Source organism: Celeribacter sp., from assembly GCF_048266405.1.
GTDB lineage: Bacteria > Pseudomonadota > Alphaproteobacteria > Rhodobacterales > Rhodobacteraceae > Celeribacter.
On record NZ_JBLWZO010000002.1, the window covers coordinates 188,022 to 210,946 of the forward strand.

Below are 22,925 nucleotides of genomic sequence, written 5' to 3' on the forward strand. Positions count from 1 at the left end.
CTAACCACCGATCTGCGTCGCCTCGGCCATTGCCTCGCGCACAGCCGTATCCACCGCTGAGGGCGCATCATCATCCATCGGCGCAACGGGTTTGCACTCTGCGGGGTGCTCCATCAAAATGCGGTCAATGATGGCGGCTTTGCGCAGCGGCTTGGTCATGTAATGGTCCAACCCGTGGGAAAGGATTTCCTCCTCATCCCCCGTCATCGCGTGTGCGGTCATCGCCACGACGGGCACGTGACGCCCTGTTTGCGCTTCGATCTCACGGATCCTCCGCGTGGCCTCTTTGCCATCCACTTCGGGCATTGAAATGTCCATGAACACCAAATCAGGGTCAAAGCTCTGGTAGAGGTCAATGGCCTCTTGGCCGTTGTTGGCAAACACCAACTCGACATCCAGTGCTTTGACCATTTTTCCGAAAACGAGTTGATTGGTTTTGTTGTCCTCGGCAGCGAGAATACGCATCCGGCGCAGGCCTGCCTTTTTTGTGGTGTCAGGCATTTGCGGTCCCTCCAACACGAGAGGCGGCAGAGCGGAAATCTCAACAGGTTCGAGAGCGGCCAAGGCACGGCACAGTTCGGCCCGCACCAAAGGACGGTGAACCACATGGACATCAGGGATATCGGGCGCCTTCATTCCCATGCCCGCCGCCATCACCAGAATGCCCGCCTTGACCTCTGCCGCCTTCAGAGCGGCAATGACCTCTTCGATTTCCAAATCTTCCAGGTGCTGACTGATCAGATACGCCTGCACGGCGGGCGGGTTCTCCAGCACCGATTTCGCATCCGCGAAGATCGTCGCCTTGATCCCAAGGGCGGCCAGTTGTTTGGAGAGGATGTCTGCATGAGCCTCGACGCTTTCAACGACAGCAATGTCTTTGATCCATGCAGGGGCGCGATTGTCGGCGCTTTCGCCAACAACATCCATCGACATGCAGAACCCGAAACAGGAGCCTTCGCCCTCGACGCTATCGACCCAAATTTCGCCGCCCATCAACTGAACCAATTCGCGCGTAATGGCCAGACCAAGTCCGGTGCCCTCAAACTTGCGGTTTCGGTCGTCCTCGACCTGATTGAACTCGCCAAAGATGTGGTTTTCAAACCCTTTGGGAATACCGATGCCCGTATCCTCGACAGAGACGTGAACGCGCTGCGACAGCCCGCCTTTTTCAGGCACGCCAACCACCCGCACAATCACATGGCCCTCGTGTGTGAACTTCACCGCATTGCCGATCAGGTTGGTCAACACCTGACGCATCCGGCCCGGATCACCGACAAAGCGCGTAGGCAGGAACATGTCGTAATCGATGATGAGCGACAGACCCTTTTGCGCGGCATTGGGTTGTAGCAACACAATGACATCGTGGATGCACTTTTCCAGATCAAACACCTCTGGGTTCAAGACCAGTTTGGAGGCTTCGATCTTGGAGTAATCAAGCACGTCATTAATCAGATTGAGAAGAGCCGTCCCGCTGCTTTTGATGGTTTCGACAAAGAGCCGTTGCTCCTTGTCGAGACTCGTCTCCGCGAGCAGGTCCGCCATTCCGACCATACCGTTCATCGGCGTGCGGATTTCATGGCTCATATTGGCGAGAAAGGCCGATTTCGCGCGGTTGGCGCTTTCCGCCTTATACCGCGCTTTCTTGAGCCGTTCTTCGTAGCGGATCGTCCCCGTGATGTTCAGCCCCAACGAGACCATATCGCCATCGCGGGAGCGTCGATCGACCAGTTTGACGTATTGATTGTTCCACAGGCGCACAGTTTGCGGCTCACGCGTTGCCGCCCGCCACCGCGTCAGCGCCGCCTCGATATAGGCCTCACGCGACATATCCCCGATATCAATGATACCCTCTTCGACAGCGAGTCTGACAATGTCGCTATAGCTGATCCCGGGCTTCACATCTTCCAGATCGTCGAACACGCGCAAATAGGCGGAATTGGCCGCAATCATCGTATCGGAAGGGTCGAACACGGCAAAGCCGTCCTGAATGGTCTCCAAGGAATCCCACAAACGGCGCTCGGCGATCACGATTGCAGAGTTCGCCTTGTCCAGATCTTCGCGGGTGCGGGAGTTTTCGACCTTAAGGTGTTCGGCCTCCTGCCGCTTCTCGATGATCTCGCCCGAGAGGGACAGCGCATGTTTTGACAGCTTCCGATTGGCCTCATAAAGCTCGGCCTGCTTGAGCTCCAACAGCCGTTCTGCCGCCAATCGCGCGCGCCGCTCCTGTGCAAGCGTATCGAAATCTTCCATCGTCTGACCTCTTTCGTCCCTCGCCCGACATTCTGCGGGCTTTGATTCAAAATCGGAGGTCAGGGTGAAAATTGTCTTAACCGAATAGGGAAAATTTCTCGAAAACCGTTTCGGTCTCCGCCGCCCCTACGCTTTGTCGTGTTCGAGCGGCGCACGCCCCGTCGGTGTTACCACTTCCTCATGGCCGTTCTCGATCACCAAAGTCGTCATCGGGCGGCCATAACCCGCGCCCGTATCAATATCGATCCGGTTGCCAAAATGCGTCGGAGCGTCGATGGCCGTGTGGCCGTGGACAACCATAAACGGCAGCTTTCCGTGATAATCGAGCCACCCTTCGCGAATCCAGATCAGATCATCCTCGTCCTGATCGGCCAAGGCAACCTTCGGATTGACGCCCGCATGAACAAACAAATACCCCTCCCATTCATAGGTCAGTGGCAGCGTTTCGAGAAAGGTGAGGTGGTCATCAGGCACAGCTTTTTTCGCACGCATATGAGCCACCTCGAACGCGCCGTCCTCGGACTCAACACCATAGGACGCCAGCGTGGTCTGCCCTCCCAAACGCGGGTCGAGCCATGATAGCCCCGATTTGATCCGCTCGTCATGGGCAATGCCGAATCGCGCGAAACGGGTGAACATGCGGTCGTGATTGCCACGGATCAAAACCCACGGCTCGCCCCGCTCCACCCCATCCTTGAGATACTGGATCACGCCGCGGCTGTCGGGACCGCGATCGGTATAATCACCAAGGTGAACAATCTGTGCATCCGCATCCCCGACCCGCGCCTTATCCGCCTCGATACGAGCGTGAGCAGCCTTGAGCATGTCGAGTTGTCCGTGAATATCACCGATAGCGTAAATGCGCATAATATGTCCTTTGATCCGTCATGCGGATGATTGCATCCGCCCTCAACACTACTATGGTTTTCCTGACCGAAATGAAAAGGCGAGGCGGCAAAATTGTTGGATCAATTTAGAGAATGGGCCCAAACATGCGTCATCGTAATCGGCGCGATTATGGCGCTTATGACCTACAGACGCGACGCGAAACTGCGACGCTCCGAGTGGCTCTATCGTTTGTATCAACAGTTCTATGAAAATGATCGCTTCGATCCCGTGCGCCGCATACTTGATTACGAACCCGAGGAAGAAATCCGCCAACTTTCGACCGATATAGACAACATGGACGGCACCGATCTCCATGAGGCCTTTGTCGACTACCTGAACTTTTTCGAGTTCATCGCAGTGCAGCTCAAAAACAAGAACATCCGCCGCGACGAGGTTCTCGATATGTTTGACTACTATATCCGTCGATTGGCCGATCATGCCTTTGTCGTCAAATATATGCGAGACTACGGCTACGAAAATCTGGATCATCTCGTCACTTCTTTGGCCGCGAAAAAATGACCGAGCCAACCGTCCAACCCGGAGATTACCTCTTTGTCTATGGCACCCTCATGCAAGCCATTGAGGGCAACGAAATGGCGCAACTTTTGCACGCCAATTCAACCCATATCGGCACAGCCACGATGCAGGGACGCCTCTATAAAGTCAGCTACTATCCCGGCGTAATCGACAGTGATCTGCCAAATGATATTGTTCATGGTGATCTGTTCCGCCTTGGCGACAACGCCGCAAAGATCATGAAACGGCTCGACCTCTATGAGGATATTGGCCCGCCATTTGAGGCGCCCTACGAATATCGCCGCGTGTTGCGACCCGTGCATCATGGCGACAAGGCGATCCAAGCATGGGTCTATATCTACAACTGGCAGCTAAGCGAGGACGCCCGCATTCCCGACGGAAAATTTCGCGCCTGATCTCCGCCCATCGCTGACACGAAAAAGGCCGCCCGATGGGGCGGCCTTCGTTCTTTGTCGGAGCGTGCGTCTTACGCTTTGAAGTGCAATGGGCGTACGTGTTGGAACAGCCCGCTGTCTTTTAGCGCTTTCACAGTGGTGGATTTGATCGGCGTATCGAGGAAGGTCATTGCGATCGCGTCGCCGCCTGCTTCCGTCCGACCAAGGGTGAAGTTGGCGATGTTCTCTTCGTGCTCGGAGAGCAGCGTGCCGAGTTTACCGATGATGCCAGGAACGTCCTTGTTCGTGGTGTAGAGCATATGCTCGCCCACTTCGGCGTCGATAGTGATGCCTTTGATCTGGATGAAACGTGGCTTGCCGTCCGAGAACACCGTACCTGCGATGGTGCGGTATTTTTCGACCGTCTGGATGTCGAGCTTGATATAGCCGTCAAAGGTGCCCGTTGCATCTTGGGTCGTTTTGGACACCTGAATGCCGCGCTCTTTGGCGATGACAGGTGCGGACACCATGTTCACGTCAGGGTTCGCAGCCTGCATGATGCCGGCGATAACGGCAGCTTCGAGGGCTTTGAGGTTCATCTCTGCGGCAACACCGTCAAAGGTGATGTTGATTTCCTTGATCGCTTCATCCGTGACCTGACCGATGAAAGAGCCGAGGTTTTCTGCCAATGTGACCCAAGGGCCCATGATCTTGGCTTCTTCGGCGGTCATGGATGGCATGTTCAACGCGTTCTCAACAGCGCCGTCGAGCAGGTAGTTGGACATCTGTTCAGCCACTTGCAGCGCCACATTTTCCTGAGCTTCCGATGTGGAGGCACCGAGGTGCGGGGTGCAGACCACGTTGGGCAGACCAAAGAGCACATTCTCTTTTGCAGGCTCAACCGCAAACACGTCGAGTGCGGCACCGGCCACGTGGCCCGATTTCAACAGATCAGCAAGCGCTTCTTCGTCAACCAAACCACCGCGAGCACAGTTGATGATGCGCACGCCTTTTTTGGTTTTCTCAAGGTTCTCTTTCGAGAGAATGTTGCGGGTGCTGTCGGTCAGCGGCACGTGCAAGGTGATGAAATCAGCGCGAGCGAGCAGATCGTCAAGCTCGACCTTCTCGACACCCATTTCAACAGCGCGCTCCTCGGAGAGGTAGGGATCGTAGGCGATCACTTTCATCTTCAGGCCACGGGCACGGTCACAAACGATGCCGCCGATGTTGCCTGCGCCGATGACGCCGAGTGTTTTCGCAGTCAGCTCGACACCCATAAATTTGGATTTCTCCCATTTACCCGCATGGGTCGATGCAGAGGCTTCGGGGATTTGACGCGCAACGGCGAACATCATCGCGATGGCATGTTCGGCGGTGGTGATCATGTTACCGAACGGCGTGTTCATCACGATCACACCTTTTTTCGACGCGGCTTCCTTGTCGACGTTGTCGGTGCCGATACCGGCGCGGCCAACGACTTTGAGGTTGTCGGCTTTTTCCAGAAGCGACGGAGTCACTTTGGTCGCGGAACGAATGGCGAGACCGTCATATTTGCCGATGACTTCAGCCAGCTTCTCTTTGTCTTTGCCGAGGGCAGGTTCGAAATCAACTTCGATGCCACGGTCACGGAAGATTTGAACGGCGGTTTCAGAAAGGCTGTCGGATACGAGAACTTTGGGTGCCATGATGGGCGCTCCTCAGGAATATAATGGGATTGGAGATCGGGCGGGGCCGCCCGACGCTTTGGTCCTGTGGGGGCCGACAAAAGTCCGACAAAAGTCCGACAGGTTGCCGACCGCCAAAAATCAGGCGTTATTGATCAGCGATGCACTCTTCGAAGGCCCACTTGAGCCAGAGCGTCAGGGCCTCGATATCGGAGGCTTCAATCGTCGCACCACACCACACGCGCAGACCCGCAGGGGCATCGCGGTAAGCGCCAACATCGTAAGCGGCGTTGTAGTCTTCGAGCTTCTTGGCCACGGCTTTTGCAAAGGCTGCGCCGTCCTTGATGCGGTCGTCTGTGAACTTGAGACACACGGAGGTGTTGGAGCGCGTCGCCTCGTCTTCGGCGAGGTTGGCGATCCAGTCGTGACGGTCGCAGAAGTCCCAAAGCACCTTGGCATTGGTGGTCGAACGCTTGATCAGACCGTCAAGCCCGCCAACCGTTTTCGCCCAGTCCAGCGCCACGAGGTAGTCCTCAACGGCGAGCATGGATGGTGTGTTAATTGTCGCACCGGTGAAAATACCGTCGATCAGCTTCCCGCCTTTGGTCATGCGGAAGATTTTCGGCAGTGGCCATGCGGGCGTGTAGCTTTCCAGACGCTCGACAGCGCGTGGAGACAAGACGATCATCCCGTGCGCCGCTTCGCCGCCCATAACCTTCTGCCAGGAGAAGGTGGTCACATCGAGCTTGTCCCAAGGCAGGTCCATCGCAAAGGCTGCAGAAGTCGCATCACAGATGGTCAGACCTTCACGGTCAGCGGGGATGTTATCGCCGTTGGGGACGCGCACACCAGAGGTGGTGCCGTTCCATGTGAACACAACGTCGGTGTTGAAATCGACATCCGCGAAATCAACGATCTGACCGTAGTCAGCGGTTTTCACGTCTGCGTCGATTTTGAGTTGTTTGACTACGTCTGTAACCCAACCGGCCCCAAAGGATTCCCATGCGCACATGGTCGCTTTGCGTGCGCCCAAGAGGGACCAGAGCGCCATTTCGACAGCACCAGTATCAGAGGCAGGCACGATGCCGATCTTGTAGTCTTCGGGAATTCCGAGGACCTCACGGGTCGTCTCGATCGCGGCTTTCAGCTTGTCCTTGCCAACCTTGGCACGGTGCGAACGGCCCAGTGGGGCGTCAGCCAGCAGATCCAGAGAAAATGTGGGGATTTTGGCACAAGGGCCAGACGAAAAACGCGGGTTCGCAGGACGCGCCTGCGGATGCTTGGTAGCCATATCTGCTATCCTTCCAGATAAAATGCCTCTCGTTGGGGAGAGGTGTCCCATCGCCGCATTTATGCTCTTTGCATCCATCTGGCAATCACTTCTTTAGGGGTGCGGCAAAATAGTTGCCCATCGGGATTCCCCCTATTAACAGAGTGGCAATGCTGTAACCGCTGCGCCCTAAGCCTCATTCGGAGACCTTGCCCCATGTATGCCGTCACCCTCCTGACCGATCCCGCCAATCCGTCCCTGTCACGCGAAGCGGTCGAATCACTGCGCAATGCGTGGGGCGGCGGCGATGCGCAATGGCTTGCCACTGGGGAGGCCGCCGAGTTTCCGATCACCGACATGCCGAGCAATCGTTGGGATGTCTGGGAGGCGCTTCAAACCCAAGGGATCGACATGATCGTCCTGCCCGCCGAGGGACGTCGCAAGAAGATGCTACTGGCCGATATGGACAGCACCATGATCCAACAAGAGTGCATTGACGAACTGGCCGATGTGGCGGGCGTTGGCGATCACGTCAAAGCGATCACGGCCAAGGCCATGAACGGCGAACTGGATTTCGACGGGGCGCTGACCGAACGTGTTGCGCTGCTCAAGGATCTGCCCGAAACCGTGATCCAACAGGTCATCAATGAGCGCATCACCTTTATGCCGGGCGGGCGGGAATTGCTTGCCACGATGAAAGCAAACGGCGCCTACGCCGCGCTTGTCTCTGGCGGGTTTACGGCCTTCACAGGCTATGTTGCCGAGACGCTCGGCTTTGACGAAAACCGCGCCAACACGCTGTTGGTCGAGGACGGCAAACTGGTCGGAAAACCTGGCCTCCCGATCTTGGGGCGCGAGGCAAAAGTCGCCGCACTCAAAGAAATCACCGCCCGCCTTGACCTGTCCCACGATGACGTGATGGCGGTCGGAGACGGGGCCAATGACCTCGGAATGCTCAGTCTCGCAGGCGCAGGTGTGGCCCTTCATGCCAAGCCCTCCGTTGCCGCCGAGTGTGACATCCGTATCAACCACGGCGACCTGACTGCATTGCTCTATATCCAAGGCTACGCGAAAGACGAATTCGTGAGCGCCCTGTCGTGATCTTCGAGATTTCGGGCGACCTTCTGATCATTCTCGTCGTCGCAGCATTCGCCGCAGGGTTCATCGATTCCATCGCGGGCGGCGGTGGCCTAATCACCGTGCCGGCCCTGATGCTCGCGGGCCTTCCTCCCGTCATGGCGCTTGCCACCAACAAGGTTCAGTCCCTGTTCGGGTCGGGCATGGCCGCGATCACCTACGCCCGCGCGGGCCTTGTCGATGTGCGCCGCCAATGGGTCGCGGCACTCATCTCCTTTGCGGGCGCTCTGATCGGTGCGCTCTTTGCCTCATCGCTGCCCACCGATGTGATCCGTTTGGGCTTGCCCGTTTTGCTCATCGGCGTGGCCATCTTCTTTGCGTTCAAAAAGGGCCTTGATGACGTGGATCGAGTCCAACGCATCACACCGCTCCTCTTCACCATCGCCTTTGTGCCCGTCATCGGGTTTTACGATGGCCTCATCGGTCCGGGGACAGGGGCGTTTTTCATGATCGGGTTTGTGAGTCTTGCGGGATACGGCGTGTTGAAAGCCACCGCGCACACAAAGCTGCTCAACTTTGCGTCCAATGTTGGCGGGCTGACGGGGTTCTTATTGGTGGCGAAACCGTTCTGGATGCTCGGTCTGGCAATGGGCGCGGCACAGGTGGCAGGCGCTTACGTCGGCTCGACGCTCGCCTCCCGCGTCGGGGCGAAACTGATCCGCCCCGTCTTGGTCATTGTCTCGACCGCCCTTGCCTTGCGCCTGCTTTGGGACTTCCTCTGACGTTAGTCGGGGAACCCCTCAGCCAGTTTGATCTCGCCCGTCACGATCCCTGCGAAATTCTTGATCTCAGGGTTCAGATATTTGCGCACGACAGGGTCATTGGCGTCTAGCGCGCCCAATTTCACCAACAGCCCTGCAATCACGCACTCGGACGCACGCGTCGCCCCGTCGGTGATTTTCAACGCGACGCCCAAACCTTGCTCGGGGAGAATCGCGGTAAAGACGCCTTCGGCACCCGTCTTGATCGTCACCTTACCCTTGGCCGCCCGCATCAATTCGGTGCAGGCCCGCCCCTCTCCCGCAACCAGTTCGGGATGGGTGCGCATCGCTTGATGTAACCGCAGCGCCGCTTGCGACAGGGCATCACCATCTTCACGTGCCCCCGCGAAATACCCCATTGCACGACCGAGGCCGCGCATGGAGGTGGCAAAGTTCGGCGCGGAGCATCCGTCAATTCCAAATCCGGGTGACACCTCATCCGTCACCGTCTCAAACGCCTCAAGTGCTGCCTTTTGCACGGGGTGATCGGGTTGCACGTAGTCAGGGCCGGCACCGAGGTGTTTGGTCAACGTCAGAAAGCCGCAATGCTTGCCCGAGCAATTGTTGTGAACGCGACACGGGGTTTCATCGGCCTTGATCAAGGCACGGCGGGACTGTTTGCCCATCGGCTCCTGTATCCCGCAAATCAGATCATCGTCGGAAAGCCCCAAGGCCCCGAGCCATGCCCGCGCTTTGTCGGTATGGATTTTATCGCCATTATGAGAGGCACAGGAAAACGCCAATTGATCGACCGTAAGACCCGCCGCATCCGCAGCGCCCGAAGCCACAAGGGGGAGCGCTTGGATCATCTTCACCGCCGAGCGCGGCAACACAACTGTGTCCAGATCGCCCCATCCCTCCACGACCTCACCCGCCGCATTGCACACCACGGCAAGACCCGTATGACGGCTCTCGGCCACGGGTCCACGCCAGATATCCACCATCTCCACAACACGGTCAGTCATCTCAAATCTCTCCAAATCACGTTTCAGCGAATTTCTGCCAACAGGTCTTTCCCAATTTGACCGTTATACGCTACTGTGCCAATTGAGTTTGTAACGGGTCCACCACGCACTAAACCGCAGCTAAAGACAGCGGAGGCGTAATGGCAACGGGCCGAGATAGCTAGAGGCAGCGAAAAATCAATGTTCCATTCCCTTAAGAAAATCGTCCTTGGCGCCGTGTTCGCACTGGCCGCAACGGCCGCATTTGCACAAGAAAGCAGCAACCAAGTCGCGTCAAACACCGATTGGTATGTGTTCCAAGAGGGCACACAATGCTGGACCGTCTCGAAACCCAAAGAGACCGTAAACACTGACAGCTCTGGCCGCATCAAATCCGTGCGCCGCGGCGAAATCCTTTTGTTTGTGTCTTACGCCCCCTCCAACGGAGTTAAAGGGCAGGTCTCGTTTGCGGGCGGTTATCCATTCGCGAGCGGCTCCGAAGTGACGTTGCAAATCGGCGGATCGAATTTCACGCTCTTCACCGAAAACGAAACCGCATGGGCCGTGACACCAGAGGATGACGCGAAAATCATCGCCGCGATGAAACGCGGGGCGGCTGCAACCGTGTCCGGATATTCGGCACGCGGCACCTATACCAAAGATACCTTCTCGCTGTTGGGCTTTACCGCCTCGGTTGAGGACGCGGCAAAACGCTGTAACGGCTAAGCCGAACCACACGACACATTCGAATTGGGCCTCGCTGTAACGGCGGGGCCTTTTTGCTATGGCTTCCTTTGGACGAAAGAATCCTGTAGGGACCGCAGCCAGTTCACCTCGACAAAGAGATATATCATGGAAACCAGCGCACCCATCACGCAGGACGTCTTGACCATCCCGCGCAAAGACGGCGACGACCCGACAGGCAAAATCAACCTTGTCGGCCTGTCGCGCGAACGTTTGCGCGATCTCCTGATCGAGCATGGCACGCCCGAGAAGCAGGCCAAAATGCGCGTCGGGCAGATCTGGCAATGGATCTACCAATGGGGTGTGCGTGACTTTGACGACATGACGAACTTGTCAAAAGCGTTGCGGGCGGAGCTTGCCGAGTCCTTTGAGGTGCGCATCCCCGAAGTTGTTTCCAAACAGGTCTCCGACGACGGCACCCGCAAATACCTCGTGCGTATCAATGGCGGCCATGAGGTTGAGGTTGTCTACATCCCTGAAGACAGCCGCGGCACGCTGTGTATCTCATCTCAGGTCGGCTGCACGCTCACCTGTTCGTTCTGCCACACGGGTACTCAAAAGCTGGTGCGCAACCTCACACCCGCCGAGATTGTCGGTCAGGTGATGATGGCGCGTGACGACCTTGGCGAGTGGCCCGAAAAGGGATCGCACAACGAAGGCGAAGCCCGCCTGCTGTCCAACATTGTTTTGATGGGCATGGGTGAGCCGCTCTACAATTTCGAAAACGTGCGTGACGCGATGAAGATCGTGATGGATGGCGAAGGCATCGCCCTTGGCCGTCGACGCATCACCCTATCGACCTCTGGTGTTGTGCCCGAAATCCATCGTACGGCAAAAGAAATCGGATGTCTGTTGGCTGTGTCGTTCCACGCCACCGAGGACGAGACTCGCAACAAACTGGTGCCCATCAACAAACGCTGGAATATCGAGGCGCTTCTGGATGCGCTGCGCGAATATCCCAAGGCTTCCAATTCCGAACGGATCACCTTTGAGTACGTGATGCTTAACGGGGTGAACGACAGTGACGAAGATGCGCATCGCTTGGTAAAGCTGCTTGAGGGCATCCCGTCCAAGGTAAACCTGATCCCGTTCAACGAATGGCCCGGAGCGCCCTACACGCGCTCGTCCAACAACCGCATCCACGCCTTTGCGCGGATTTTGATGGCGGCGGGGTACGCCTCTCCGATCCGCACCCCGCGCGGCGAGGACATCATGGCGGCCTGTGGTCAGCTCAAATCGGCCACCGAACGTGCCCGTAAATCCCGCGCCCAAATCGAAGCTGAAACCAACGACTAAGACCCTCTCGAGGTCTCGGTAACGGCGCTTTAACCATGCGGGTCCATCCTACCCGCATGGAATCACAACAGATCAGAATCGAAACCGACCATCGCCCGCCGCCTTCGCAGTGGGCATGTGATGAAAGTGTGCGACTGGGGAGTGCGCTGCGGACAACCGTCGCTCCGGTCCCGACCAAACCGCACACGCTCGCCGCATGGCTAATCCATGACTTTGCCCTTGCGCAAACTTGGGCCGCGCTGCGCGAAAGCCTGCACGACAAAGGCTACCTCTTGGCTCTCTGCGGCGATCATCTGATCGTGCGCACTGTCGCGGGGAAAACCCTCTGTGACACAGCCGCCCTCGGACAGCCCTATTCCAAGTTGCGGCACCAGTTCGGGGCGCCGTTTCCCGACCCGTCTCCCCAACGCCCCAAACGCCAGAGCGCACCATCCAAACCCCAGTGAGGTTCCCATGGAACAGATTACACTCTTTCTGCCCAAAACGACGATTGAACTGATGCACCTGATCGCGCGTCAGAATGGCGACACGATCGGCGGGGTACTCCAAGACATGACAATGGAGCGTTACATGAAGGGGCGCGTTGATCTACGACACACCGCCGTTGTGATTGAAGGCACGAAAAACACAATCGAAGCCCTATAACCACAACGCGGTGCGCCGTGGCTTTTTACCGTCCGGGAATATCCGCACGGCGACCTTCGCCGTAATCCCACGCATCAATGACCTCGATGGCTTCCTCAGCCGTCTCGACAAAGCGGAAGAGATCAAGATCATCACGGGAAATCGTTCCCGCGTCGGCCAAAGCATCCCAATTGATAATCTTTTGCCAAAATGCGCCGCCGAACAACACCACAGGAATGCGGTTCATGCGTCCCGTTTGGATCAGTGTCAGCGTCTCGAACATCTCGTCCAACGTTCCGAATCCACCCGGGAAAACCGCCAATGCCTTAGCCCGCATCAAGAAGTGCATTTTGCGAATCGCAAAGTAGTGGAAGTTGAAACACAGGTCTGGCGTCACGTATTCATTGGGCGCTTGCTCATGCGGCAACACAATGTTGAGGCCGATTGAAACGCCCCCTGCATCCACCGCACCGCGGTTGCCCGCCTCCATCACACCCGGACCACCGCCCGTCACGATAACGTCCTCGCGGTGCCCGTTCTTTTTGGCACGCTCCGTCATCAGCCGCGCAAAGGTCCGCGCTTCGTCATAGTATTTTGACAGCTCTGCCAAGGTTTTCGTCTTGGCCGTATCCTTATTGGACGGCTCGGGAATCCGTGCGCCGCCAAACATCACAATGGTGCTCTCAACGCCATATTCCGCCATCATCATTTCCGGCTTGAGCAATTCGAGCTGAAGCCGGACAGGGCGCAATTCATCGCGACACATGAAATCCACGTCCGAAAACGCCAATTTATACGCAGGCGCGCGCGTTTGCGGCGTATCTGGCGTTTGGCGTGCCGACTCCATATCCATGTGACTATCACGTAATGGGTGGCGGCGGTGGGACTGCTCAGGGGCGTCGGACATTAAAGACCTCACTCTCAATTCATATACTCGGGTTTTCGCAAGATGCGCTCACGCGTTGCGAAAGCGCCTCGCACAGACTATAGCCACCTGCAACAGATATTCCATGACACTTGGGAGAGACCTATGTCTAACGCACAGCTTGAAACCGCCATCGAATCCGCATGGGAGGCCCGTGACACCATCACCTCCGCCACAACAGGCGAGACTCGCGACGCCATCGAAGAGACTTTGGCCGCCCTCGACAGCGGGAAGCTGCGCGTCGCCGAGAAGATGGAAAACGGCGACTGGCACGTCAACCAATGGGCCAAAAAGGCTGTTCTCCTCGGCTTCCGTATCAAAGACATGGAAATGCAAAGCGGCGGACCACAAGGCTCTGGCTGGTGGGACAAGGTCGACAGCAAGTTCAAAGGCTGGGGCGAAGACGAGTGGAAAACCGCAGGTTTCCGCGCCGTTCCCAACTGTGTCGTCCGCAAATCCGCCTATGTTGCCCCAGGCGTTGTTCTCATGCCCTCCTTCGTGAACCTCGGCGCTTACATCGACGAAGGCACGATGGTTGACACATGGGCCACCGTTGGCTCCTGCGCCCAGATCGGCAAGGGCGTTCACCTGTCCGGCGGCGTCGGCATCGGTGGCGTTCTGGAGCCCATGCAGGCGGGACCGACCATCATCGAGGACAACTGCTTCATCGGGGCGCGCTCCGAAGTGGTTGAGGGCTGCATCATCCGCGAAGGCTCCGTGCTTGGCATGGGTGTTTTCATCGGCCAGTCCACCAAAATCCTCGACCGTGAAACAGGCGAAGTCATGTATGGCGAAGTGCCGCCCTACTCCGTGGTCGTCGCAGGCTCCATGCCTTCCAAGAATGGTGTGAACCTCTACTGCGCCGTGATCGTGAAACGCGTGGACGAGCGCACCCGCTCGAAAACAGGTATCAACGAGTTGCTCCGTGACTGATACCCCAAAGAAAAAGCCGTCTCGGCAAAAGGTCTACACCCTCCTCGTCCAGATCGGGCGCAAGGAGGGCGATGGCCTGCCCAAGGGTGCCACAGGTGGCGCCTTGATGATCTATGCCTCAGGTGTGGATGAGGCCGAAGCCGTGCGTGAAACGGTTGCGGTCCTCAAAACCGCCGATGTCGCGCCCTTGGATGTGACAGGCTACGGCACACTCGATGAGCGGTTGGCCGAAGGGCACGATATTTCCGACGACGAACGCGCATTGATGCAACGCGCGCTTGACGAAAACTCGGTCATCGTCGCACAGATGACACCGTTTTTCGAAGACAAGGCATAATCGGGTCGGGGGGCATTGCCCCCTCGACACCCGCCTCACCTCGCTCCTTTTTGACCAACTTGCATTTGTCATCCCGCGCCCGCCGCGCTAACCCTGTTGAACCGACTGGGAGCCGCATATGACACTTGATCCAATCCAACTTTCCGCCGACCTCATCCGCTGTGAATCCGTAACGCCCGTTGAAGGCGGTGCGCTGCAACTGCTTGAGCGCATCCTATCCGATGCAGGCTTTCACTGCACCCGCGTGGATCGCAACGGAACCGCCAACCTGTTCGCACGTTGGGGCGACAAGACGGAGCGCACATTGGGGTTCAACGGCCATACGGATGTGGTCCCCATCGGCGACGCCGAAGCGTGGACACACGCACCCTTTGGTGGTGAAATCTCTGACGGTATTTTGTGGGGCCGTGGTGCGACCGACATGAAATCCGGCGTGGCCTGTTTTGTTGCCGCCGCCGTTGATTTTGTGACCCGAACCCCGCCCGAAACAGGGTCCATCGCCATTGCGATCACAGGCGATGAAGAAGGCGACGCAACCGACGGCACCATGGCGCTTCTCGACTGGATGGACGCCAATGACGAACGCATGAGCGATTGTCTGGTCGGCGAGCCGACCTGCCCGAACACGATGGGCGAGATGATGAAAATCGGGCGACGCGGTTCACTGACGGCCTACTTCACCGCGAAAGGCGTTCAGGGCCACGCCGCCTATCCCCACCGCGCCAAAAATCCCGTCCCCGCGATGGCACGTCTCATCGACCAGCTCTCGAACCACAGCTTGGACCAAGGCACTGCGCATTTTGATCCTTCAACCCTCGTGGCCACAACATTCGACACGGGCAACCCCGCGACAAACGTCATCCCGAGCGAATGCAAGGCAACCGTCAACATCCGCTTTAATGACGCCCACACGGGCGAAAGCCTCACCAAATGGCTGGAAGCCAAAGCCGCCAAGATGGCCGAAGAGACGGGAATCGAATTCACAATGCGCGTGACGATTTCGGGCGAGAGCTTTGTCACCGAGCCAGGCGCATTTGTCGATATGGTCGCGGCGGCGGTCGAAGCGGAAACGGGCGTAGCGCCCGAACTGTCAACATCTGGCGGCACCTCTGACGCGCGGTTCATTCAAAAGCACTGCCCCGTCGTCGAATTCGGCCTTGTTGGCAAGACCATGCACCAGGTCGATGAACACGTGCCAACCGAGCAGATCACACAACTCAAAAACGTCTATTCACGCCTGATTAGAGACTATTTCGCATGACCGTTTCCATCTCCAAAACCACCGATATTGACGCCTGCCTTGCCCTACGGTTTGAAGTTTTCGTCCACGAACAAAAGGTTCCCGTCGAAGAAGAAGTCGATGATCTCGACCCTGTTTCTGTGCATTTCCTGGCACAAGACGAAGAGGGAAAGGGCATCGGAACCGCCCGTGTTTACGAAGTGGGGCACATCGGCAAAATCGGGCGGGTTTGCGTGACCAAATCCCATCGCGGCACCGGCCTTGGCAAACGCTTGATCGAAGCGTGTTTGGAGGATTTGCGCGCGCGTCCCCATATCACACAGGCCAAACTGGGCGCGCAAAACCACGCTATCGCCTTTTACGAGGGGTTGGGTTTCACCGTGATCGGCGACGAATACATGGATGGCGGCATTCCCCATCACGACATGGTGCGCGCGCTTTGAGGAAAAAGCTCGTTCTCATGGTGAAAGAGCCGCACCCCGGACGGGTAAAAACGCGGCTCGGGTGGGACATCGGGCATGTGAACGCCGCCCATTGGTATCGGCACCAAACCCTGCGCACCATTCGCCGCCTGCAAAGCCCGAAATGGGATTTGGTCCTTGCCGTGTCGCCGGATGTCGAAGGCCTCACAAGCCGCATATGGCCCGCGCACATCCCTCGTATCGCGCAGGGTCTCGGCAACCTCGGCACACGCATGGTGCGGATTTTTCGCACCCTTCGCCCCCATCCCGTGTGCATCATCGGCTCTGACATTCCGACCATCCGACCGCGCGACATAGAGGCGTCTTTCGCTGGATTAGGGTCTTTTGACGCCACAATCGGCCCGTCTCCAGATGGCGGATACTGGCTTGTTGGATTGCGAAATAGCCGTGCCGTTCCATCGGGATTTATGGACGGAGTTCGGTGGTCCTCCCGCTTTGCCCGCGCAGACACTTTGGCAAGCGCGAAGGGGCTGTCATGGCACAGCGGACGCTCCCAAAATGATATTGATACACTGGATGATCTGATAGAATGGCGGCGCGAAAACGCACCAAACTGACTGTCCTTTGTCATGGTGCGATCAAGTAGGCCGTGGTATCGTGATACATGAGAAAAATTCCGACAAAAGACGAAATTCAGAAGTGGATTTCCGAGAACCCGACCCAGACATCAAAGCGCGACATCGCGAAAGCGTTCGGCATCAAAGGTGCTGCCCGCATTGATCTTAAGCGCATCTTGAAAGAACTGGAAAGCGAAGGGCACCTCACCAAGAGACGCAAAACCTATCGCGATCCCGACAAGCTCCCTCCGGTCTCGGTCTTGGCCGTTATGGCACCCGATGCTGATGGCGATCTGTTTGCACGACCATTGGAGTGGACAGGCGACGGTCCCGAACCGCGCGTCCTCATGGTTCTGCGCGAGGGTGATGCCGCGTTTGGCGAAGGCGATAAAATTCTCGCCAAGCTTCAGGAAGTCAAAGGCGAGGACCACCAGTATAAAGCCCGTTTGATCCGTAAAATCGGCTCTAACCCGCATAAAGTCTTAGGTGTCTTCCGCAAATCTGCCGAAGGAGGTCGCATTCTACCCATCGACAAGGGGTCCAACAAAGACTGGCTTGTCAAAGCAGGCAACGAAGGCGGCGCAAAAGACGGCGAATTGGTCGAGGCCGAACAGGCAGGCCCCGCAGGTCGCATGGGGCTACCGTTGGCACGCGTTATTACGCGACTTGGTGATCCGACCGCGCCCCGCGCTGTCTCCCTCATCGCCATCCACCAGCTTGGCATTCCTGACGATTTCCCCGACGAGGTCATCGCAGAGGCCGATGCCGCCAAACCCGCGGGCCTAAAGGGGCGCGAAGATCTTCGTGACGTGCCTCTCGTCACGATTGACCCTATGGATGCACGCGACCGGGATGACGCGATTTGGGCCGAATTAGACACTAATCCTGCGAACAAGGGCGGTTTTATCCTTTGGGTCGCGATTGCCGATGTCGCCCATTACGTGACGCCTGGTTCCGCGCTTGATCGCGAGGCGTGGAAACGTGGGAACTCCTCCTATTTTCCTGACCGTGTTGTCCCGATGCTGCCTGACCGCCTGTCGGGTGATCTGTGCTCACTGCACGAGGCGGTGCCGCGTGCCTGTATCGCCGTGAAGATGACGATTGATGCGGAGGGGCAAAAGCTCAAACATACCTTTGTGCGCGGCTTGATGCGCTCTGCGGCGTCGTTCAATTACGCCGAAGTCCAGCAAGCCCGCGATGGCGACCCGAATGACAAATGCGCCCCCCTAATGGAGACGGTAATCAATCCGCTCTATGAGGCATATGAAGCGTTGAAAAAGGCTCGAACCAAGCGCCAACCGCTTGAACTGGACCTGCCCGAGCGCAAGATCGTCTTGGGCGACGATGGCAAAGTCAAATCCATCGACCTCGCGCAGCGACTGGATGCGCACAAGCTGATCGAAGAATTCATGGTCTTGGCCAACGTGTCCGCCGCCGAGGAACTGTTCCACCGCAACAGACCCCTTCTCTACCGCGTTCACGAAGAACCCTCGGATGAGAAACTGGATGCTCTGCGCGAGATCGCAGGGGCGTCGGGGTTCACTTTGGCCAAAGGGCAAGTGCTGCACACCTCGCACCTCAACCGATTACTCGCCCAAGCCGAGGGGACAGATCAGGACGACCTGATCAACATCTCCACGCTGCGCTCCATGACACAAGCCTACTACCACCCCGAGAACTTCGGGCACTTTGGTCTGGCGCTGCGGTCCTACGCGCACTTCACCTCACCGATCCGTCGCTATTCCGACCTGATCGTTCACCGCGCTTTAATCTCCGCGCACGGGTGGGGCAAGGATGGCCTGACACCTGAGGAAATCGAACGCCTCGAAGAAACCGCCAAACATATCTCGGAAACCGAACGCCGCTCCATGACCGCCGAACGCGATACGACGGATCGCTATCTCGCGTCCTATTTGAGCGAACGGATTGGCGATGAGATGAGCGGGCACATTTCAGGCATCCAGAAATTCGGCCTGTTCGTAAAACTTGATGACACGGGCGCCGATGGTTTGGTTCCTGTGCGCTCGATCGGGCGCGAGTTCTTTGTCTTCGATGCGGAACGCCAGACGCTCATCGGGTCGGACACCGGCCTCACACTGGCCATCGGCCAAAAAGTTCTGGTCAAGATCGCCGAAGCAAGCCCTGTCACGGGTGGGTTGGAGTTGGAGTTGCTTCAAGTTGAAGGCGCAAACATGCCAAGCGGGCAGCGCCGTGGCCCCTCGAAATACAGATCCCGCAAGTCCAACAAGGGCAAAGCAAAGCAGGACAAAGCCCGAAAAAAGGTCTCGCGGCGCCGACACTAGTCCGACACAAAGCCGACAGGATGCCGACCACTAGCGAAAAGTCGCCAAGCCGAATGAATATCGTTCTGGTTGGCGTCATTTCAGGTTACGGTTTTCACAGTTTTGAGACGCGGGTAAAGGTGAAAAAATGACGTGTAAAATCGCTTTGGCTTTTGGTGTGCTATTCGGGTTTGGTGTTCAGGCCTCATCGGCACAACCTGTCGGTTATACCGCCCCTCATTCCCCTTCGATGGAGACCTCACTTTTGCAACCTGTTTCGACAACAACCAATGCCGAATTTAGCCGTTGGATTGACGCGTTCAAAGCACGCGCAGCCCGCGAAGGCATATCCCAAACCGTCTTGAACCGCGCCTTTTCCGGCGTGAAATACAATGCAGACGTGATCGCCAAAGATCGCAATCAATCCGAGTTCACAAAGCAAATTTGGGACTACCTCGACAGCGCCGCCTCCCCCACACGGGTCAAAAACGGTAAGGCCGCGATACGCAAACATGCTGCCCTCCTGAACGGAATTGAGGCGCGGTTTGGCGTTGATAAATACGTCGTTGCGGCGATCTGGGGTCTGGAAAGCGCCTATGGCGCAACACGCGGCGACATCCCGATCATCGAAGCCCTCGCCACACTGGCCTATGACGGGCGGCGCGGCCGCTTCTTTGAGGCGCAGCTCATTGCCGCCCTTCAAATCCTGCAATCTGGCGACACGACACCACGCAACATGACGGGGAGTTGGGCGGGGGCAATGGGACATACGCAGTTCATCCCGACATCTTTCCTCGCCTTTGCGGTCGATGGCGACGGTGACGGAAAGCGCGACATCTGGTCCAATGACCCAACCGACGCGCTTGCCTCTACGGCCGCCTATCTGGCGCGTCATGGATGGAATAAAGGGCAACCTTGGGGCGTCGAAGTCCGCCTTCCCTCTGGGTTTGATTACAGTTCCGCGCGGCGCGACAACATGCGTAACCCGTCAGATTGGGCCGCCATTGGCGTCGTGGGAGTTGATGGGAAACCCGTCCCCAATTACGGGCGCGCGTCGATCTTGCTGCCCGCTGGAGCGCAGGGCGCGGCTTTTATGATCTTTGACAACTTTGCTGTCATTGAGCGCTACAACAAGGCCGACGCCTATGTCATCGGCGTGGGGCACCTGTCCGACCGTCTCAAAGGCGGCGATCCGATCCAAGCCTCGTGGCCACGGGGCTATGCTCCATTGTCATTCAATGAGAAAAAGAAGATGCAGCGCATTCTCAAACGCAAAGGTTTTCTGGATGATAAAGTGGATGGCATTATCGGACCGAACACCATCAACGCGATCCGCGATTTCCAACGCTCAATCGGCGTGACGCCAGACGGCTATCCCTCGCAAACCCTAATGGGCCATTTGCGATAAGCTTGGCGTCTGGCTCGGATGTCAGCGCTGCTTTGTTCGACGTAAGAACGGCGAAATCCGAAACGATGCGGCCGAACCGCCACGGGAACGAGTCCGTAGAACAGGCGTGTTGGTCGAGGTTCCGCTGCGCGATTCCCGAAAGACGATATACATGCCAGACGCGATGATAATGCCTGCGCCGAGGATCGTTTGAGCATCGAGTTTTTCGTCGAAAAACAGATAGCCGAAAATTGTGGCCCAGATGATTTGCGAATACTGCATCGGTGCGACAATCGCCGCCTCTGATGCTTTGTAAGCCGCAATCAGTAGGAGCCCAGCCGTAAAGCCAAACAGGGAAATCATGGCAATGCCACCGAGATCCGAGAGCGGAAGCGGCTTGTAATCAAATGTCATGAGAGTGCCCATAATCACGAAGTTGGCGACCATGGGATAGAGCAGGAACACAACCGTGCGTTCTTCGCGCCCGACCTTGCGCACCACGATAGACGCAAAAGCGCCAAAAAAGGCACAAGACAGCGCCGCAAGATGGCCAAGAGAGAGTTCCGTACCACCAGGGCGCAGAACAACAATTACCCCGATCAGACCCACAACGACAGCCGCCCAACGGTGAAAGCCTACGCGTTCACCCAAGACGGGGATCGACAAAATGGTAATGATAAGCGGAGAGGCAAAAAGAATGGCGTAAACCTGCGCGAGCGGCAAAACCGAAAACGCATAGAATGCCCCCATCGCGTTGATCGTCGCGGCAGTTGTGCGCGCAAGTGTCCACCACGGATGAACAGGACGCAGGTGACCGCTCGTCTTGTCCCGTATCATCATGAATGTGACGAGCGGAAAGGAGAACAGCGTCGTGAAAAAGATCATTTGGAACGGCGAGAAACTTGCGCCGAGAAATTTGATCACCGCATCATGTGTCGCAAAGATAGCAAACGCGATGAGTGCATAGAAAACGCCAGACAAGTTCATAAGCAAAGTTCCGCTAGATACAATTTGGTTCACAGTAATCACGCGTCACGCTTCGACGCAAACACTCCCTGTCCCGAGATCGCGCACACCCCACATAGTGGATATGCGGCAAGCACATGAAAAAGGGCGCCACAACGGGCGCCCTTCCGAATTCTAAAGTCAGGTGCCTTAAAGCGACGCGTCAAGCGCCGCAATGATGGCATCGCCCATCTCGGATGTAGACACGGGTGTCACACCCTCTTCACCTGCCAAATCAGCCGTGCGCACACCGTCAGCCAAAACCTTCTCGATCGCATTTTCGAGGCGCGTTGCATCGTCGCCTTGATCAAACGAGTAACGCAGCGCCATTGCAAAGGACAGCACACAAGCAATCGGGTTGGCTTTGCCTTGACCTGCGATGTCTGGCGCTGAGCCGTGAACGGGTTCGTACATGGCTTTCGGACGACCATTTTCCATCGGCGCGCCAAGAGATGCGGATGGCAACATGCCGAGGGAACCTGTGAGCATCGCTGCGCAGTCGGACAAGATATCGCCGAACAGGTTGTCAGTGACGATCACGTCAAACTGTTTAGGGGCGCGGACAAGCTGCATTGCGCCGTTATCGGCATACATATGCGACAGTTCGACCTCAGGGTAGTCAGCGGAAACCTCTGTGACGATATCGCGCCACAAGATGCCCGACTCCATCACGTTGGCTTTCTCCATCGAGCACAGTTTTTTGTCGCGCTTCATGGCAAGCTCGAACGCGGCCCGTGCGGCACGTTCAATTTCGCTCTCGGTGTAGCGCTGCGTGTTGATTCCAACACGCTCGTTGTTCTCGGTGATGATGCCGCGCGGCTCGCCAAAGTAGATACCAGACGTCAGTTCGCGCACGATCATAATGTCGAGGCCCGCAACAATGTCTTTCTTAAGCGACGAGAAATCGGCAAGGGCGTCAAAGCACTGTGCAGGACGCAGGTTGGCAAAGAGATCCATTTCCTTGCGCAGGCGCAAAAGGCCGCGCTCAGGCTTTACCGAGAAATCCAACGTGTCGTATTTCGGACCACCAACAGCACCAAGCAAGACGGCATCGACCGACTGGGCTTTCTCCATTGTTTCGTCACTGATCGGTGCGCCATGAGCGTCATAGGCCGCCCCGCCCACGAGATCATGGGTCACGTCGAATTTCAGGCCACGCTTGTCGCCGTACCAATCGATAATTTTGACCACTTCGGCCATAACTTCCGGGCCAATCCCGTCGCCTGGGAGAATGAGGATGGATGGGTTGCTCATGTCGTCGTTTCCTTGTCTTGCAAGCCTTGGTTTC

The 22,925-nt window shown here is 57.2% G+C and carries 23 protein-coding genes; 15 read left to right on the forward strand and 8 right to left on the reverse strand.

Annotated features, from left to right (window positions below):
* Positions 1–2,250 (reverse strand): ATP-binding protein, encoded by a 2,250-nt coding sequence (locus tag ACN0TS_RS05680; RefSeq protein ID WP_417258370.1) that lies wholly within the window; start codon positions 2,248–2,250, stop codon positions 1–3.
* A gap of 126 nt (positions 2,251–2,376) precedes the next feature.
* Positions 2,377–3,117, reverse strand: coding sequence for a metallophosphoesterase family protein (locus ACN0TS_RS05685; protein WP_417258371.1), 741 nt, complete (start codon positions 3,115–3,117; stop codon positions 2,377–2,379).
* 150 nt (positions 3,118–3,267) lie between these two features.
* On the opposite strand from ACN0TS_RS05685, the gene ACN0TS_RS05690 reads away from it, so the two are divergent.
* Together ACN0TS_RS05690 and ACN0TS_RS05695 are read left to right on the forward strand one after the other, a co-directional pair.
* On the forward strand, positions 3,268–3,657 hold the full coding sequence (locus ACN0TS_RS05690) for a hypothetical protein (RefSeq protein ID WP_417258372.1): 390 nt from the start codon (positions 3,268–3,270) through the stop codon (positions 3,655–3,657).
* Complete coding sequence (locus ACN0TS_RS05695) at positions 3,654–4,070, forward strand: gamma-glutamylcyclotransferase family protein (RefSeq protein ID WP_417258373.1); 417 nt, start codon at positions 3,654–3,656, stop codon at positions 4,068–4,070. Before ACN0TS_RS05690 ends, ACN0TS_RS05695 begins: the two co-directional genes overlap by 4 nt.
* Before the next feature lie 71 nt (positions 4,071–4,141).
* Here the strand turns inward: ACN0TS_RS05695 and serA are convergent, their stop codons facing one another.
* Positions 4,142–5,734, reverse strand: coding sequence for a phosphoglycerate dehydrogenase (gene serA / locus ACN0TS_RS05700; RefSeq protein ID WP_417258374.1), 1,593 nt, complete (start codon positions 5,732–5,734; stop codon positions 4,142–4,144).
* Between the two features lie 127 nt (positions 5,735–5,861).
* Entirely contained in the window at positions 5,862–7,004 is a 1,143-nt protein-coding gene (locus ACN0TS_RS05705) for a phosphoserine transaminase (protein WP_417258375.1), read from the reverse strand.
* Between the two features lie 195 nt (positions 7,005–7,199).
* Here ACN0TS_RS05705 and serB point away from each other — a divergent pair, with 195 nt between their 5' ends.
* Together serB and ACN0TS_RS05715 are read left to right on the forward strand one after the other, a co-directional pair.
* Positions 7,200–8,084 (forward strand): phosphoserine phosphatase SerB, encoded by an 885-nt coding sequence (serB, locus tag ACN0TS_RS05710; protein ID WP_417258376.1) that lies wholly within the window; start codon positions 7,200–7,202, stop codon positions 8,082–8,084.
* A complete protein-coding gene (locus tag ACN0TS_RS05715) occupies positions 8,084–8,842 on the forward strand; it encodes a TSUP family transporter (protein ID WP_417258731.1) in 759 nt (252 codons plus the stop codon). The genes serB and ACN0TS_RS05715 overlap by 1 nt, the downstream gene beginning before the upstream one ends.
* A gap of 2 nt (positions 8,843–8,844) precedes the next feature.
* Here the strand turns inward: ACN0TS_RS05715 and ACN0TS_RS05720 are convergent, their stop codons facing one another.
* The gene (locus ACN0TS_RS05720; RefSeq protein ID WP_417258377.1) at positions 8,845–9,846 is read right to left on the reverse strand and encodes an asparaginase; all 1,002 of its coding nucleotides are present in this window, start codon (positions 9,844–9,846) and stop codon (positions 8,845–8,847) included.
* A gap of 180 nt (positions 9,847–10,026) precedes the next feature.
* Here ACN0TS_RS05720 and ACN0TS_RS05725 point away from each other — a divergent pair, with 180 nt between their 5' ends.
* The 4 genes from ACN0TS_RS05725 (at position 10,027) to ACN0TS_RS05740 (ending at position 12,510) form a co-directional block, all read left to right on the forward strand.
* Positions 10,027–10,551, forward strand: a complete 525-nt coding sequence (locus ACN0TS_RS05725) for an invasion associated locus B family protein (RefSeq protein ID WP_417258378.1) — start codon at positions 10,027–10,029, stop codon at positions 10,549–10,551.
* A 126-nt stretch (positions 10,552–10,677) separates the two neighbouring features.
* On the forward strand, positions 10,678–11,865 hold the full coding sequence (gene rlmN, locus ACN0TS_RS05730; protein ID WP_417258379.1) for a 23S rRNA (adenine(2503)-C(2))-methyltransferase RlmN: 1,188 nt from the start codon (positions 10,678–10,680) through the stop codon (positions 11,863–11,865).
* Between the two features lie 35 nt (positions 11,866–11,900).
* On the forward strand, positions 11,901–12,311 hold the full coding sequence (locus tag ACN0TS_RS05735) for a hypothetical protein (RefSeq protein ID WP_417258380.1): 411 nt from the start codon (positions 11,901–11,903) through the stop codon (positions 12,309–12,311).
* A gap of 7 nt (positions 12,312–12,318) precedes the next feature.
* Positions 12,319–12,510 (forward strand): hypothetical protein, encoded by a 192-nt coding sequence (locus ACN0TS_RS05740; RefSeq protein WP_417258381.1) that lies wholly within the window; start codon positions 12,319–12,321, stop codon positions 12,508–12,510.
* Between the two features lie 25 nt (positions 12,511–12,535).
* Here the strand turns inward: ACN0TS_RS05740 and ACN0TS_RS05745 are convergent, their stop codons facing one another.
* Complete coding sequence (locus tag ACN0TS_RS05745; RefSeq protein ID WP_417258382.1) at positions 12,536–13,396, reverse strand: TIGR00730 family Rossman fold protein; 861 nt, start codon at positions 13,394–13,396, stop codon at positions 12,536–12,538.
* A gap of 123 nt (positions 13,397–13,519) precedes the next feature.
* On the opposite strand from ACN0TS_RS05745, the gene dapD reads away from it, so the two are divergent.
* From dapD to ACN0TS_RS05780, 7 genes are all read left to right on the forward strand, one after another.
* Positions 13,520–14,347 (forward strand): 2,3,4,5-tetrahydropyridine-2,6-dicarboxylate N-succinyltransferase, encoded by an 828-nt coding sequence (dapD, locus tag ACN0TS_RS05750; protein WP_417258383.1) that lies wholly within the window; start codon positions 13,520–13,522, stop codon positions 14,345–14,347.
* Positions 14,340–14,684, forward strand: a complete 345-nt coding sequence (locus ACN0TS_RS05755; protein ID WP_417258384.1) for a hypothetical protein — start codon at positions 14,340–14,342, stop codon at positions 14,682–14,684. The genes dapD and ACN0TS_RS05755 overlap by 8 nt, the downstream gene beginning before the upstream one ends.
* 118 nt (positions 14,685–14,802) lie before the next feature.
* Positions 14,803–15,945 carry a succinyl-diaminopimelate desuccinylase gene (gene dapE / locus ACN0TS_RS05760; protein ID WP_417258385.1) on the forward strand — a complete coding sequence of 381 codons (1,143 nt, stop codon included), beginning with the start codon at positions 14,803–14,805 and terminating at the stop codon, positions 15,943–15,945.
* Positions 15,942–16,367, forward strand: a complete 426-nt coding sequence (locus ACN0TS_RS05765; RefSeq protein ID WP_417258386.1) for a GNAT family N-acetyltransferase — start codon at positions 15,942–15,944, stop codon at positions 16,365–16,367. The genes dapE and ACN0TS_RS05765 overlap by 4 nt, the downstream gene beginning before the upstream one ends.
* Positions 16,368–16,384: 17 nt before the next feature.
* Entirely contained in the window at positions 16,385–16,963 is a 579-nt protein-coding gene (locus ACN0TS_RS05770) for a TIGR04282 family arsenosugar biosynthesis glycosyltransferase (protein ID WP_417258387.1), read from the forward strand.
* A 47-nt stretch (positions 16,964–17,010) separates the two neighbouring features.
* A complete protein-coding gene (gene rnr, locus ACN0TS_RS05775) occupies positions 17,011–19,266 on the forward strand; it encodes a ribonuclease R (RefSeq protein WP_417258388.1) in 2,256 nt (751 codons plus the stop codon).
* Between the two features lie 127 nt (positions 19,267–19,393).
* Positions 19,394–20,653, forward strand: a complete 1,260-nt coding sequence (locus ACN0TS_RS05780) for a lytic murein transglycosylase (protein WP_417258389.1) — start codon at positions 19,394–19,396, stop codon at positions 20,651–20,653.
* A gap of 21 nt (positions 20,654–20,674) precedes the next feature.
* Here the strand turns inward: ACN0TS_RS05780 and ACN0TS_RS05785 are convergent, their stop codons facing one another.
* Positions 20,675–21,619, reverse strand: coding sequence for a DMT family transporter (locus tag ACN0TS_RS05785; RefSeq protein ID WP_417258390.1), 945 nt, complete (start codon positions 21,617–21,619; stop codon positions 20,675–20,677).
* A gap of 168 nt (positions 21,620–21,787) precedes the next feature.
* Positions 21,788–22,891, reverse strand: a complete 1,104-nt coding sequence (gene leuB / locus ACN0TS_RS05790) for a 3-isopropylmalate dehydrogenase (protein WP_417258391.1) — start codon at positions 22,889–22,891, stop codon at positions 21,788–21,790.
* Positions 22,892–22,925: the final 34 nt, after the last annotated feature.